The 15732-nt window shown below is 48.7% G+C and carries 7 protein-coding genes; all 7 read right to left on the bottom strand.

Translation table 11 applies throughout. The features are described from left to right. Positions 1 to 13: 13 nt before the first annotated feature. The 7 genes from HMPREF3027_RS01065 to HMPREF3027_RS01035 all read right to left on the bottom strand — a co-directional run bounded on the left by HMPREF3027_RS01065 (position 14) and on the right by HMPREF3027_RS01035 (position 15508). The gene (locus HMPREF3027_RS01065) at positions 14 to 3325 is read right to left on the bottom strand and encodes a SusC/RagA family TonB-linked outer membrane protein (RefSeq protein WP_246830502.1); all 3312 of its coding nucleotides are present in this window, start codon (positions 3323 to 3325) and stop codon (positions 14 to 16) included. A 245-nt stretch (positions 3326 to 3570) separates the two neighbouring features. Next, positions 3571 to 6195, bottom strand: a complete 2625-nt coding sequence (locus tag HMPREF3027_RS01060) for a zinc-dependent metalloprotease (RefSeq protein ID WP_070706390.1) — start codon at positions 6193 to 6195, stop codon at positions 3571 to 3573. Continuing rightward, positions 6195 to 8696, bottom strand: a complete 2502-nt coding sequence (locus HMPREF3027_RS01055) for a zinc-dependent metalloprotease (RefSeq protein WP_070706389.1) — start codon at positions 8694 to 8696, stop codon at positions 6195 to 6197. The genes HMPREF3027_RS01060 and HMPREF3027_RS01055 overlap by 1 nt, the downstream gene beginning before the upstream one ends. A 28-nt stretch (positions 8697 to 8724) precedes the next feature. After that, on the bottom strand, positions 8725 to 10158 hold the full coding sequence (locus HMPREF3027_RS01050) for a hypothetical protein (RefSeq protein WP_141756204.1): 1434 nt from the start codon (positions 10156 to 10158) through the stop codon (positions 8725 to 8727). Between the two features lie 12 nt (positions 10159 to 10170). After that, on the bottom strand, positions 10171 to 10944 hold the full coding sequence (locus HMPREF3027_RS01045; RefSeq protein WP_018028431.1) for a DUF4843 domain-containing protein: 774 nt from the start codon (positions 10942 to 10944) through the stop codon (positions 10171 to 10173). Positions 10945 to 10954: 10 nt separating this feature from the next. Next, a complete protein-coding gene (locus HMPREF3027_RS01040) occupies positions 10955 to 12436 on the bottom strand; it encodes a RagB/SusD family nutrient uptake outer membrane protein (protein WP_246830501.1) in 1482 nt (493 codons plus the stop codon). A 15-nt stretch (positions 12437 to 12451) separates the two neighbouring features. Continuing rightward, on the bottom strand, positions 12452 to 15508 hold the full coding sequence (locus tag HMPREF3027_RS01035) for a SusC/RagA family TonB-linked outer membrane protein (protein WP_070706387.1): 3057 nt from the start codon (positions 15506 to 15508) through the stop codon (positions 12452 to 12454). Between the last annotated feature and the right edge of the window lie 224 nt (positions 15509 to 15732).

The following is a 15732-nucleotide window of genomic DNA, read 5'->3' as shown; positions in this document are numbered from 1 at the left end:
TACTTCCTATTTATTAGAATTTTATATCGATTCCAAACATATACGTTTTGGGCCAAGGGTAATAGGCATTATTATTGACGGCACTCGACCTATTGAACGCTGCCTCAGGATCAATGTACTGTGTGACCTTTTTTAATGGCGACCAATAGTAGATATTTTCACCACTAGCATATAGACGTAGGCTCTCTATGCCTACTTTTTCGAGTAGTTTGTGGGGTAATGAATAGCCTATGGTAAGGTTTTTAAGCCTTAGATACCTAGCGTTTAAGAGGTATCTATCATTCACCACGGCCAAGTAACCACCTGTTGCCCCATATGCACGAGGGCGGGGGAAGTAAGAGTCGGGTTTTTCTTCAGTCCATACTTTATCCATAAACCCCTTTGGAAGGTATGATAGATATGGATAACCAAAACCTCCCCAGTAGCTCATCGTCTGGCCATGAGGGTACCAGTAATGATTGCCGGTACCTTGGAAAAAGAGTGATACATCTATGCCACTCCAATTGAAGCTTGAGCTGATACCATAGGATAAGGAGGGGAGAGAGTTGCCCAGTATCTTTCGATCTCCTGGGTGATCCACTGTGTTTTGACCAATACCCCATTGCCCATCACCATCGAGGTCTACAAACTTGACGTCGCCTGCCAGCCACCCGCCAGTCAATCGCCCGCTCCTGTAGCTCAGATCTACTTCCTTAGCATACTGCTTTGCCTCTTCATCTGTCTTGAAAAGCCCATCAGTGACAAATCCCCAGATCTCTCCTAGTCTCATCCCTTCGTAATACTTCTTGGCAAAAGTCTTATTGGGATTGTCGTACTTAGTAATATAGCTGCGGTAGTCACTGAGTGAAAACCCTAGTGAATATCTGAATGGCTTGTCGGCAAGCACTAGTTGATCCCGCCAATCGATAGAGATTTCATACCCCTTCGTTTGCATATCTGCAGCATTTGTTTCGGGCGATTTAGCTCCATACACACTTGGCAGTGCCACGCCTTCGGTGAGCATATTGAGCGTATTGCGTAGATAGATATCTGCGTCAATATTTAGCCTATTATTGAGCATCGCTAGGTCAAATCCAAGATTCCACTGCTGTACAGTCTCCCAAGTCAAGTCGGGTGCGAGAGGGTCTGTAAGCTTTGAGTACTTAGCTTTCAAACCACCCTCCCCAAAGGTATACTCTCTGAGTGTGCCCATTTTTACCAGCCTCAGGTAGGGATAATAGGAGGAGACACTCTGATTACCGAGTGAACCAAAAGATAGCCTTAGTTTGAGATTATCCACCCACGATTTAAGGGGTCTAAAAAATGGCTCCTCTGAGACTCTCCAACCAACCGATGCTGAGGGAAAGAAGCCCCATCGCTGACCCTCTTTGAAGCGTGAAGTGCCATCATACCTACAGCTTATCTCAATGAGGTACCGATCCATATAGGAGTAGTTGATTCTCCCGAAAAAGCCCAGTAGAGCGTAATCGACTTGCCCTCCACCTACGCCAGTTTCGGTAATTCCATCCTCATTCATGCCTACGAGGTCAAGGTCATCAAGGTCTATTGATGTGAGGTCATTTCCCCAAGCACTGATATTTTTCCGATAGTAATACTCAGAGTTCATACCAACGACAGCCGAGATGGAGTGGACTTCATTAAACTTTTGATCGTAATTGACAAAGACGTTGGTGGCGTAGAAGTCAGAGTTGGAGATCGTCTCAGTCAGATTATTCTGCCCTGCGCCTGTATTATACGATTCCAGCTTGTCACCTGGTCGCTGCCTAAACCACATCTCCGAGGAGCGTGCCTTTTTCTGCGACTGATTAAATCGGTAGGTAAAGTCGGCTGTCACAGAGAGAGGCTCAATGGGATGAAATACCAGCCTCGTGGTACTCGTCAAGTTGAGCCCTTTCTCGAGAAGTCTATGAGTATTCTCATTGAGCATAATATGCCGCCCATTTCCTACTTTATAGCTTTGATAGGGAGTGCCGTAGAGCCACGATCCATCTGGATTCTTGAGTGGGTAAACTGCCAAAGCATGCCTAGCACTATAAGCAATTAAATCCTCAATATCTCCATCCCCTATGGATGAGTAAGACGACTTGTAGAATGACGTGTTATTCTCAAGATCTAGCCACTTATTGATTTTTATTCCCACTTTGGACCGAAGCGTATACCTATCAAATATATCAGGATAGGTTCTCTGCATTCCTTCTTGACGGTTGTAATTGCCAGAGATAAAATAAGATACAGCCTCCGTCCCACCAGAGATACTCACATTATGCTGCTGCACAGGGCGTTTGTCGCGAAATAATAGATGCCACCAATCGTTATTGCCGTAGTAAACCCATTGTTTCTTGCCATCGCGGATCTCCTCAACTACCCAAGGGCGCCCTGGTTGTTCAGTGGTGTCATTGACACGCGCCCAGAGCTCCTCCATATCTTTGTCGGTATACCTTATGTAGTTTTTACCATTATCTGCCTGCCAAAAAGTATTGACGTGGAGTATCGAATAATATCCTCTGCTATCAAAGTCTGTGGAGGTGGTTGGTTCGTCCCAACCAAAGCGGCCGCTATATCTCACAGACGTCTTTTGGCTATCCGAGCCTGACTTAGTGCTTACAAGTACTACACCAAAAGCAGCACGGGCACCATATATAGCTGCTGCTGAGGCATCTTTAATGATCGAGATCGTTTTAATGTCGCTAGGATTAAGACGTGCAAGATCTGCCGCTGTCCCTGTGATTCCATCTATCACCACGAGAGGATCAGCTGAGTTGATAGAGTTGACGCCTCTAATATTCAGTACCCCTGAGGAGCCTGGTTTGCCCTTAGAGGTAGTGACATTTAGTCCAGGCACTGCTCCTTGTAGCATATTGGCTACGGAGTGTGAGAGCCTATCCTCCAGATCGTTACTGCTAATGGTAGATACCGCACCAGTTAGGTTAACCTTTTTCTGAGTTCCATACCCGATGACCACCACCTCACCCAAGAGCTGATTATCCTCCCTCAAAACCACATTAATCACGCTCCTCCCATTGACCTTCTCCTCTACAGTATGAAAGCCCACAAAAGTAAAAGTCAGTCGGGCGTCACTGGAGACGTTTAGCCTATAGAGACCATCAGCATTGGTCGTGGTCCCTTTCCCTGCACCTTTTTGGGTTACCGTCACCCCTATAAGTGGTTGGTTTTGTTCATCCACCACCTTACCACGCACCTCTATCTCTTGCCCTTGTGCCATACCAAAGGAGGATAGAAGTATGAGCAACACAGGTAATAAATGATGTACCCACGCAGCCCTCATCTCATCATTAATCATCTTCATCTGTACTTCTGTAATCATTCATTTCGCTTAAGACACATGCAGTAGCTAGTGACAGTAAGCGGTTACCACCGTTTTAGTTTGTATTTGAAATAACTTGTGCAAAAGTATCGTTTCTAAGTAACCATTAGATTGCGCTCCCATTAAGCTACTGCGTCAAAAAAATTAAGAAGTAGCAACAACCAATTGGAGGATTATATATAAAAAGCGAGGCATCCTTTGGGAGATGCCTCGCTTCGCAGTTGGTTGTATGTAGGTTGGGATGACTACTTCTCGAGTCTGCGATTAATGGTGTTGAGAAGTAGCTTGTAGTGGGCTTTGAGGGTAGGGTCGCTGGTGGTTTTTGTGACCTTCTCAAGTAGCTTTCTCACCTTGATGGTATAGTCGAGTGTATAGTCGGTGGTGAGGTTGATTGCCTGTGCCCATAGGTGGTCCACCATACCGTAGTCATTGCCAAATCCTAGGAGTTGGATGGATGTTTCCTCACACTCGGTATGTGGGCATATGGGGCGTAGGTGGGGGTAGTTCTGGGCAAATTGAAGTGCTAGGTCGTCACTACCTTTGAAGCCTACAGGGTAGATGTTATCTAGTGAGTAGGCCATTGCTGCCACTAGGTACCTCACGAATATCTCCTGAAAACGCCGCTCGTAACTACTCACTCTTTCGTCTCTACTAAGGGTCTTACGGAATACGTGTTGGTAGACATCCTCAAGGTACTCTAGTGGGGAGTAGGAGGTGGGGTCGAAGTAATTGGAGATAGCTAGCTTACTGGTATTGAGCATCGCCATCTTCATGATATCGCCCTCTGCCAGTTCGAAAGGTTTCAAAGCAGCCACTTGTAGGTGTGTTGCTTGTGCCTGCTCCCCTAGCTTGCGGAAGTTGGCTACATTATTGAGTAGCCAAAGAGCTGCGGCGCGTTGCTTCTCGCGTGGTAGCACTTGGTATCGGGGTATTCCCGACTGCTCCGAAGACTGGGTGAGTATCACGCCAGGGACAAAGGCAAAGATATTATTGTAATAGCCGTAGGCCTGTCCTAGGATCTGCTCATAGAGGTCGTTGCGGTGGTCGGCATCGGGGTCGTCTTGGATCCACTCATCGAGGTGGCTGAGGATGTACTGTAGGTTGCGTAGCCCTAGCTCACCTGCCTTTACAGGGTCATCGCTGAGGTCCTCCTCAATCGCTGAGGGGTCAAGGCGAAGTCCCAATTGCTGTGCACCGTACTTATAGAGGCGGTTGCTCTCATGCTTTGCTACAAACTTTTGCAGTGCTTTGCTCTCCTTGATAAAGTCGCCACCTAGCTCAGGGAACACCTTGTATCCCCACTCAATGGCGTAGTAGTCGTAGACGCCTAAGAAGGGAGGATTGAGGTTGACCCCTTTGTCTTCGGGCTGTGCCACGTAGTTCCAGCGGGCATAGTCCATGATACTGGGGGTGGTACCGTACTTCTTGGTGAACTCGGGAGAGCGGAGTTGCTCTACCGTGTAGGCACTTGAAGCGGCCATATTGTGCATCAGCCCAAGGGTATGCCCTATCTCGTGTGCGATCACATACTCTAGTGCCTCCATAAATCGGTCGTCGGGAAGCGTCTTGGTGCGTACGGTAGGATCGAGCTGTGCGGTCTGTACAAAGCACCAGTTGTTGAGGGTCTTGATCACATTGCTATAGACCATCACCGAGGCATTGATGATCTCCCCTGTGCGGGGGTCATACCACGATGGACCCATAGCATTCTCAATCCCTACAGGGATGTAGCGGATGCAAGAGTACTTGATATTATCTGGGTCGAACTGTGGGTCGTCCTTTGGGAAGTCCCTTACCTGCACTACATCCTTGAGCCCAATTCGCTCAAAGGCTTTATTCCACCTGAGCACCCCTGCCTTGATAGCAGCACGCCAGCGCTCGGGGAAGGTATCCTCTATGTAGTAGACGATTGGTTTCTTTACCTCCGATAGGCCACCCTGGGCAATGACCTCGGGGTGGAGTGGCTCTACCCTCCTGCGTCGTGCAAAGGTAGCTGGCTCTATCTGACCGCTCTCGGTGTGTAGGATGTTTTTCTCCGTGAGGAAGTAGCCGATACGGGTATCGCTTAGTCGCGGTATCATCGGCTCCTCGGGGAGCTCTACAATGGAGTAGGTGAGGCGATAGGTGACGGGGTAATCCTTGAGGGCGGTACCCCTCTGATTGGCTAGCGATACCATAGCTGAGCGCTCAACGGTTACGACGGCATTATTTTCAAAAGACTTGATCTGATCGATGTAGGATAGTCCTGAATTGGGGCTAGAGGAGAGGCGGTAGGAGCCGACGTTGCTTACCAAGCCGTCAAAGAAACGCTGCTCTTTGAGGAAGAAGTCGGTCACCTCAAAAAGCAAGCTGGTGCTATCCGTTGCATAGCCGACCAACTTAAAGGTGTGGAGAGTGACATTGGTGTAGCTCCCCTTTACCTCCTCCAGGAGGTGCTGGCTGGCTTGGTCGAGCATCAGGTCGTTATTCACCACCTCCATGGTGATGAGGCTATCCTTCTGCACAAATTGGATAGGGATGGGACCATTATTCTTAAAGCCTGGGAGCGCGAGCTGTGGATTGGAAACGTCGGTGACGGTAGCGGCCATCAGCATCTCCTTTTGTAGCTGCTCCACGGGTAGTTCAATATAGAGTCTTTGCTCCTTTTGATGTAGCTTTAGGAACTCTCCTTGGCTACTCTTGGGCTTATCCTTTTCAAAGAAACGCTCATAGGGGCTCAGCTTACTTTCACGCTCCTTCTCCTCACGTTGTTCCTTAGCAAAGGTACGCTTGGACTTGAGCCACTGTGCCGAGACCTCTGGGCCCCCTAGCAGAAAGAGAAGCATCAATAGGAGGGGGAGCCTAGAGTGCTGTATCATATTACTTTTCATTACTTTCCTTCAAGTGCTTTTTTAGTCTTGAATACCAATACGGAGTAGTGCGCTTTGGCCTCGGCCGACTTTGCCTCTTTCGCTGCGCGCTCTAGCTGAGGGAGCAGCTTCTCTAGGGCAATCATAAAGTGGAGCCCCGACTCGTCGATATCCTCTAGCCGGATCATAGGGTAGGGGCTACGCTGTGGGTCGCCAAAGGAGGTAAGGGTAGGGGTATTTTCCTCCTTGAGTGCAGCAGGAATCATCTTGGTAGGGATCGTGGTGCCACTCACCTCTGCCTTGCCTAGGTTGATAAAGCCACGCTGTAGCAAGATCTCGGCATGCGTGGGGTCGCGATGCTCGCGGATGTTCCGAAAGACCTCTTGGCTCATATCGGCAAACCACTCTGCCTGAGAGTAGCTTCCTGGTACGATGTGAGAGGAGGTGAGCACTCTCATGCGGGTGTTGTAGAGATCGTTGATGAGGAATTCGAAGAGCTGGTCGTAGTAGCTGATGCGGATATTGCTCATACGCTCTAGATCTTGATTGCCGTAGCTCTTAAATTCCTTGATTCTATCTACGCACCAACGGAGGGAGCTTCGCTGTACCTCTTTAGGGAGCACGGTGTAGAGTGGGGTCTCCTTGGTGGGCTTTGCAGGATTGACCTGTATGCCACCGATCTGATGCATCACGTTTTTGAGGAGCTGATGAAATTGCTGTGCTATCACCAGGTCCAGCGCATCCTTCTTTCGGCTATCCTCATCATCTTTGATCCATGCAGGGAAGTTGTGAGAGATCTGCTGAAGGTTTTTAATCGCCAAGGTGCTACTCTCTATCGGGTCGTCGCCAAGGTCATTGGCAATCACCCGTGGGTCAAAGGCATAGCTCTGCTCTGGAAGGTACTGGTAGATACGCTCTTGGCTCTTCTTGTCGACCATTGCTTGGAGCACTTCGGAATCTTTATTGGTATCGCCATGGTGCTCGGGGAAGTAGCGATAAAGCCATTCCACTACATACTTATCATAAGGACCTACCTGTGGGAGGACAAAGGGAACCCGATCCTCGGGCTGAGCTACGTAATTGAGCCTTACGTAGTCCATAATACTGGGTGAGATACCGTGCTTAGCAACAAATGCAGGGTCTCGTAGGTCTTTGGTGCGATAGGCACTAGAGGCAAGCATATTGTGCTGCAGCCCTAGTATATGCCCTATCTCGTGCGCAATTGCCATGGTGAGCATGGCATCACGACGCTCTTTTGGAAGGGGGGTATTACGAATGGAAGGATCTACCAATGCCGATTGCGTAAAGTACCACTTGTAGAATAGCTTCTCGATATTATTGGAGACAAGAAGGCTCGAGGCAATGATCTCTCCCGTGCGAGGATCCACCCACGAAGGGGCATAAATCTCTTCATCTCCATTGGGGATATATCGGATGCAGGAGTATTTAAGGTTGTCGGGGTCAAAGTCGGGTACATCAGTCGGGTAGTCTACCACGCGAAGGGCATCCTTGAAGCCTGCCTGTGCCAGTGCCCCTTGCCATTGTAGCACCCCCTGTCGGATGGGTTCTTTCCAATCTTCGGGGAAGGTGGGGTCTAGGTAGAGCACGATCGGCTCTATCGGAGCTACTAACTCGCCACGCTGATAGGCCTCTAGGTCGCGGGGGATCAGGCGATACCTATTGGCGAGGTAGAGGCTTGAGGACTTATCGAGGTCGGGGCGGAACTGTAGTTTGGTAGTGGTGTAGGTGCCTACCCGTGTATCGGCGACCCTTACCGGCATGGCCTCTTTGGGAAGTTTGATGAGGGTAAAGGTGGCCTCTACAGTGGTGGGCATATCACTTGCTACAGAGACCATTCCCAGCATAGTGGCGGAGAGCTTGTAATTGAGCTCCACGCGCACTTGGACGTTATCCTCAAAGGAGCTCAGTGATTTGATAAAAGACATAGAGCTCTCGGGGGTAGCGGAAAGGGTGAATTCGCCTGAGTGCTTGGGGATGACGCTAACGAGCTTATTCTCCCGAGCTAGTAGATTGGTGGCATCGATGAGAAAAGCGCTTGAGTCGGGGGCGTATGCCTCAATCGGGAAAGCCTGTACGTAGGGGTCACGATAACTGATAGAGAGTGCCTTCTTTAGTTGTTCGTCGGCTCCCTCATCATAGACGATGGTATTGGCTTTCTTGACTACTACGGTGCTATCTCTTAGCTCAAAGCTCATCAAGAGCGGCTCCTCGCTCTTCATGCCTAGTGTGAGGATGGTGCCGTCTGAGACACTCGATAGGGCGGCACCGAGGAGTAGCTCACTCCCTAGCTCCGACTTGGGGATCTCTAGGTAGAGCTTTCCATCTTTTTTGTATAGTCCAAGGAAGCCATCAACCGCTTTCTCTACCTTGGCATCCTTAAATACTTTGGCGTACTTCTCCTCCTTGCGCTTCTTTCCACCAGCAGACACTTCAGTGGGATTGCCCCACAGAAGTGCTACTGATAGAAGAAGAGCCGTAAGGACTCTTATCTCCTTTGTCATTATTCTTTACTCTGTGTATGTTTGTATTTTATAGATTGGTTGGGTTGTCCTCTCTGAGTGCTATCTTCACGATCTTGACCTGAAGGTCGGTCCACTCCATATCTACCTGGTGATTCTCAAGGTCGATCCGCTGAATCGTCGACTTAGAGCCATCGGTAAGGGCTACATAGAGGTACTTACTCTCTTTATCTACCTTCATATCCACCACCTTTTGCCCGGCTGGGGTCTTGAGAAGTGGTGAGCTTTGATAATTGCCTTCCGATACGATGCTGTACCCATAGATATCTTTCCCCTCAGGGTCGGTGTAATAAATCAGGTTACGAAGTGAAGCAGCCACTAGGATACTCCCTTTTGCTAGCTTGACATTTGTAGGTACCATTCCAGTGTAGGTAAGCTCCTTGTCGTGGTTATACTTCTTACCCGCCTTATACAGACCCGGCTTGAGCTTTAGCTCCTTAATAGAACCGTCGCTCTTTGAGCGGAGGTAAAGGACCATCTGCTGCGATCGGTCGAGCGACAGCATCTCTAGTAGCTCATAACCCTTGGTCTCATCCTTGAACCACACTTCAGCCTTTTTGTGTTTAGCTAGGAGGACTTCATTTTGATTGTCGTACACTAGATAACCATCGGTAGAAGCCTCACCCACCTTTCTCCAATAAAGTAGTCTTGGAGCGAGATAAGGCTCTTGCCCAAACTCTTTCTTGGTTAATGGGGTCAGCACTTTTCGATAGTCTTGATTATTAACGGAAAGAAGTACCGCATCCATAATGCCAAAGCGCCCATTGTAGAAAAAAGGACCTAGCTTATCATTAGGGTCGCCCATTAAGCCTACCACGTCGGTGGAGAGCTTCAGTGGCTTTAAAAACCTCATCTCGTCGGGGCTGAAGCTATATAGATTCTTGCCGGCGGCGAGGAGGAAGCCTTTGTAGCCATACTTCTCATTGGCATAAAAGGCAAGGTCGTGAGGCTCTCCCTTGAAGGTCTCTTTGGGATTGTTGAGAGCTAGTGAGTTGAGGTCGATATCCTCCTTGGGCTGAAGCGGGTCAATATACCCTACTTTTGCCTCTGAAGCATCACCCCAAAGGAAGTAAATCCCCTTGCGGTACCGGTACTGTACATCGATTTGGCTCGTGAAGAAGAGTGTAGTCTCTCCATTGGTTACCTTAAGGCGTACAGGGAAGATACCGAATTCATTGCAGGGATATACCAGGTCTTTCTCCTTTGAGACCTCTTTGTAATTGACTTCCCATGAGTAGGTGAGTGGCTTCTCAACCCCCTTCATCTCTATCTCTGGGCAAGGGATAGTCAGGGGTAGCCCCTGACCTCTTCGGTAGATCTCTTGTAGCTCTCCTTTGGGAACAAGCTCTGTGATGGCCACGTCTGCTTCGGTGCTGTGATCCTTAAAGCAGGAGGAGAGTGCTAGCATACTAGCTAGGGCGATTAAAATATATCTTTTGCTCATATCGTTGACTGTTTATTCTACAAATGTTAGGTAGGCAGATGGATCTGGAATGGGAGGAACCTCTAGCTCGGGGTGAGCTAGGAAGTAATCGCGTACATTCTTGATGTTGAGCATCCACTCGGCAAACTTTGCACCAAAGTTCTCGTCGGCCCAAAACTTATTCTCATCGTGGTCATAAGCCTCTAATAGCTTGATGTACTTGAGTGTGTGATAGTCTCCAAGGTAATATGGTCCCAAGTAGATCCAGGGGGAAGGGATAGCTAAGTAGTTATTGAAGGTGATGGTGTATTGGTTTTGCTTTTCAAAGGCAACCTGTAGATCCGTGGTCCCCTCTAACTTAATAGTAAGCTGTACAGGCTCTTCGACTTCGGCAGATAGTTCACTACGAAGTAACTCGATACGGAGAGTATCGGTGTACTCACCAGCTCTAAACTGGTAGCTCTCCTTGAGTGGGGTGAAGTGCTTGCCAGCCTCTGCAGTGGTCTTATCTTTTACGATAGTGACCTTGTAGCTACGAGCCTGCTCCGACTTATCCCCAAGTACACGGAGAGGTATTTTCACCTCGTGAGATTGCTCCTCTAGCGGATTAGGGCCAAAGGAGTAATTGATGAGGGTATCTGCTTTGGTCTGTTGGTCAAAGTATATTTTACCCTCACCGTGGTATGCACCATCGGTGGATATCCCTAGCTCATCGGTCTTTTGTGACAAGGGAGTGGAGCAACCACCTAGTAGTAGGCCCCCTGTGGCACCGATGATTAGTAGTGACTTATATAATGTACTTTTCATATGCTTATATTTACTTGCTTACGTTACCAAACTCTTTTTCGCTCTCTGGCCATGGTAGCACAAAGATCTCCTCTGATGGCTCAAAACTCTGATTGCTACTGTGAGCTAAGATAGGTAGGTTGTAGAGCTTATAGGCAAAGAAGATCTGTCCTTCGCCTGGCATCTCACGCATCCGCTCCCGTAGCATCTCCTGGATATAGTTTTCCTTGGTGTCCAAAGAGTTGTCTGTAATGGGCTCTAACCCACGGCTAGCACGTACTTCATTAAGTAGCTTGATGGACTCTTCCTTATTGGTGTCATATAGACTCTCCGAGAGGATGTAGTACATCTCAGGCAGACGTATCAGAGGGATGCCCCTGAAGGTCTTTTGAGTCAATTCGTTTTCAGACTCTATAAGTCGGGTATAGACAAAGGTGCCTCTGCTCTCCTCCTTGTAGAAGGCTGCATAACGATGGTCGGTATTGGTGGCGGTAAACTTATCGGTCTCGTAGAGAGCCTTGAGGTCTTTACGTGCCTCGGTGAAGTTGCCCGACTGAGGGTTGGTGAGGAATAGGTCGTAGATATTCTGTGCCTGCTTATCGGCATAGATACCAAAGAGTATCTCCCCTGTGCCTGGGAAGTTCTTGATATTCTTAAACTCATTGGGCTTGGTCAGAGCTAGCCCTTTCACCTCCTCTGATTCGCTATTACCTTTCACATCGGCATTAATGACCTTTCGGGCATACTCTGCAGCCTTGGTCTTGTCGCCCATAGTGTAGTAGACACGTGCCTTAAGTGCCATCACAGCATACTTATTCAGCTCCGAATAGCGCTCATCATAATAGGGGTCTTTTGATAGACCGAGTGGTGCATTGAGGGTATTATCCTTCTGCAAAAGGGTCTCCGCTTTGTCGAGGTCGGCAAGGATATTCTTGTAGACCCCTTCGATATCAAAGAGTTCCTTATTATTTTGGTCAGCCTCAAAGGCGTAGGGGATACCACTCTTGCCACTGCGGTCGGCGTACCTTACGCAGAATAGGCGGACAAGATCAAAGTGAAGGAAGGCACGCAGTGCATACGCTTCACCCTTGATGATATCCATAGTTTCACCTGTGAGGTCGGTCGTTTCGGCATGCTTGATAATCAGATTGACCGCGGCGATAGTGGAATATTGCGAAGCCCATATATTATCTATGATAGGGCGGACATTAAGGTTCGTGTACTCATACTTGGTGATCTCGTTGTCGAGATTGGCGGTGTTGATGTACTTAAACATCTGACCTAGCTTGTCCACAAATCCATAGGAGAGGTTCTCACCATAGAGTGCCTGATCACCCATCAATGCATAAACTCCATAGAGGGCATCTTTGAATCCTTGCTCGTCGCTAAACTGTACATCCTCTGGCAAAGTTCCCTTGGGTTGGACGTCGAGAAACTTATTGCAGCTCACAAGGCTACCAGAGAGTAGTAGCAGAGCGGTGACGAATAGGTATATATTATTCTTTTTCATCATTCGATCCTAACTTCATTAAAGGGTAAAACGTATGGTCATCTCCACCGACCTCGCATAAGGGTACGATAGTCCACGCTCCTGCTTGATGCTAGAGTAGTGGAAAATATCATTCGCCATCAGCTCGAGGCGTAGATTGCGGATATTGAAGTACTTAAGGTCAATAGGCTTAAAGTCGTAAGCCAGTGAGAGCGTACTGAGCTCTAGGAAGTTGTGCATTGACACAAAGCGAGTGGTCTGCATAGGCACCCTTGAGTCAGCAATATCCTTGTACGAAGCCTTATCTCCAGGCTTTGTCCAGCGGTCATTAAATACACGCTCATCGGCATTCTTCCTAGGGTCGGCACCCTCCACTCGGCTAGCGAGAGTGGTATTGTAGTCCATAGCTCCTAGCTGGTACCTCAGACCTGCAGTCAGTGAGAAGCCTTTGTAGGTGAGGTAAGAGCTCATCATACCCGATACCACAGGACTGCTATCTCCCACAGTGATCTTATCCCTTGGGTCATAATCAAAGGTGAGTGAGCCATCTCGCTTGATGTAGATCTCCTTACCTGTAGCTGGGTCAATACCAGCCGAAGGTACCACCTTCAGAGTGGTGAGCGACTCCCCTTCCACATAGATTGGCAGTGGCTTGCCAGCCTCATTCTTCTCCATATTCTTCTCGTTTTGAGCCTTCAGTGCATTACTGATCTTGCGGATCTTATTGCGGTTGTGCGAAGCGGTTAGAGAAAGGGTCCAGTTCCAATCCTTAGTGCGGATAGGCACCACTCTAGTGCTGAGCTCGATACCCTTATTCTCTATCTCGCCCACGTTTTGCTTCGCCGTCTGCACACCTACTGATGGGGCTTTCGTCACATCTAGAAGTAGGTTGTCGGTGATCTTCCAGTAAAGGTCGAGCGACATATCCCAGCGACCGTTGAAGATATTAAGGTCCAGTCCGAGGTTGTTATTCATGGTCCGCTCCCATTTCAGATCTGGGTTACCAATCGTAATAGGCACCGAACCAGCTCCCTTAACATAGGTAAATCGCTCACCATACTGGTAGGTAGTAAGGGCTTGGTAGGGCGAGAAGGAGACATTTCCTAGATACCCTGTACTCACCCTTAGCTTCAGAAGGTCTACATTCACCCCCTCCATAAAGGGCTCCTTGTGGATATTCCATCCCGCACCTGCCGACCAGAATGGGGCGAAGCGGGTGTTCTTACCAAAGAGCGAGGAGCCCTCATAGCGGTAGATAAAGTCAAGGAAGTAGCGCTCCTTGTAGATTGTATTGAGGTTGACAAAGAAGCCCACACCCGTCACGATCTCATCACTACTCACTGGGCGGCTACCAGCACTATATCCCGAGGAGAAGCCTGGGTCGGCTAGCTTCTCAGAGAAGTAACCGATAGAGGAGTAGCTCGATAGCTGAGAGGAGCGATACTCGATGTTGCTACCGCCCATCACGCTGAGGAAGAGGTCGTCAATCACATTCTTATTGTACGAAAGCAGTAGCTTCGCCGCAAAGTCGGTAGAGCGTCGGAAAGTCTCCGAGAGCCTACCTCTTTGGCTTAAGTTTTTAGTCGTCGCAAATTCGCCCGACCGTGGGGAGACAAACCTTAGACTATTAGAGCGCCCTCTTTGGAAAGTTGCATCACCATCAATTCGGAAGTCGCCAAGCCACACACGTAGAGTGGTGGTGTTGAAAAAGTCGAAGTTGCTAGAGTTGCTCTTATTCCCCACCGACGCCTCGTAGAGAGGGTTGCGGAGATTATGATTCAGGAGCTGACGCAATTCGCCAGTCTGATCGTAGGGACTGTCGTAGGGGTTGGCATTCACGAAGTTGGTAAAGTCACCATAAGGCGAATCATAGCTATTCACAAAGCTCACACGAGCTAGATTAGAGATGAAAAATAGATTCTCGCGACTGTAGGAGAGATTAAAGGTGAAGTTGAGACGATCTCTACCAGAGCCCTTCATCACACCAGCGTCCTTACCATAGCGAAGCCCAAGGCTGTAGCGAGCATAGTCGTCACCTCCATCCACATTGATATTGTGGTTTTGCGAAACTCCCACCCTCAGTGGCTTTGCGAGCCAATCGGTATCCACCCCTCTAGCCACTTCTGTAGCAAGGGCTGCATACTTCTTATCTAGCTCATAGCGGCGCTCAGGGTTCGCATCATTGTAAAGCCCTGCTAGCCTTTCGTACTCTAGTTTTTGCGATGCATTGAGGAGGTGATAGTCCGAAAGGTCGGGGAAAGAGGTACGTATCGTTCCATTGTAGCGGAGCTTCAGCTTACCACCCTCCAGTGCTCTCGTGGTGATCACAATCACACCAGCCGAACCCTTAGCACCGTACAGTGCTGTAGCGGAGGCGTCACGAAGTACCGTCACACTCTCCACCTCATTCATATCCATATCGAAGACAAATTCGCTCGAGACGATAGAGCCATCCACCACAAAGACCGGCATATTGGCCTTCCCCTCAAAGGTGGCACGACCACGGATATTGATCTCCTGCTGTGCGTTAGGGTTAGATCCCATAGAGCTATTCTCCATCGTCACCATACCAGGGACAAACGCCTCAAGGCTCTGCAGAATGTTCTTGGTGCCGATGCTCATGATCTGCTTCTTATCCACAGTTGTCTGCGAACCTGTAAAGCTGCTCTTATTCTTGGTCATGTAACCAGTCACCACCACTTCGTCAAGGAGATCCACATCCTCCTCCAACTGAATGGTGACCTCAGCACCAGCTTTTACCTCTTGTTCTACGGTCTTAAAGCCCACGAACGAAAAGGTCATGATTACTCGTTCCTTAGTTACAGGAATCTCAAACCTACCAGAGGCATTAGTACCCCAAGCGCCCTTCATCCCTTTGATGCGGATTCCGACGCTAGGGAGAGGCTCGCCTAGATCGTCCAAAACCACTCCCTTAACCACTTTCTTACCATCGGTCTGTAGCTCGGTTAGCTCCTCTGAAGTGGGGAGCACAGAGCTACTAGCGTGTAGAGAAATAGGTAGCAATAGGAGTAGCAGACCCACTGAGAGTAGGCCCATTAACTCACGTGGAGCATTCCATTTTGTCATTCTATTCATGTTTTAATTCTGAGTGGGTGATATGTGAATATCTTAATACTGGATTGACCCTTCTCAATGTGGCTATATTGAAAACCTACAGTGAGTTGGGAAATAATTTTACAAATATAAGAAAATTAATGCCCTATGTCAACTATTTGGCAAAAGTAATCAAGGACGACGCCTTCGTGCAACAGTCTCTACTCGGTCAAGATAATGACCTCCGCGAGGCCCTTTTCTTCGGA

The sequence above is a fragment of the Porphyromonas sp. HMSC077F02 genome (assembly GCF_001815465.1).
Lineage (GTDB): Bacteria > Bacteroidota > Bacteroidia > Bacteroidales > Porphyromonadaceae > Porphyromonas_A > Porphyromonas_A somerae.
This window is presented reverse-complemented; position numbering and strand designations above follow the sequence as displayed.

Excerpts from the sequence above, each read along its gene's own strand:
- HMPREF3027_RS01055 (WP_070706389.1), bottom strand. The coding sequence starts at position 8,696 with ATGACAAAGGAGATAAGAGTCCTTACGGCTCTTCTTCTATCAGTAGCA.
- HMPREF3027_RS01065 (WP_246830502.1), bottom strand. The coding sequence starts at position 3,325 with ATGATTACAGAAGTACAGATGAAGATGATTAATGATGAGATGAGGGCT.
- HMPREF3027_RS01050 (WP_141756204.1), bottom strand. The coding sequence starts at position 10,158 with ATGAGCAAAAGATATATTTTAATCGCCCTAGCTAGTATGCTAGCACTC.
- HMPREF3027_RS01040 (WP_246830501.1), bottom strand. The coding sequence starts at position 12,436 with ATGATGAAAAAGAATAATATATACCTATTCGTCACCGCTCTGCTACTA.
- HMPREF3027_RS01060 (WP_070706390.1), bottom strand. The coding sequence starts at position 6,195 with ATGAAAAGTAATATGATACAGCACTCTAGGCTCCCCCTCCTATTGATG.
- HMPREF3027_RS01045 (WP_018028431.1), bottom strand. The coding sequence starts at position 10,944 with ATGAAAAGTACATTATATAAGTCACTACTAATCATCGGTGCCACAGGG.
- HMPREF3027_RS01035 (WP_070706387.1), bottom strand. The coding sequence starts at position 15,508 with ATGAATAGAATGACAAAATGGAATGCTCCACGTGAGTTAATGGGCCTA.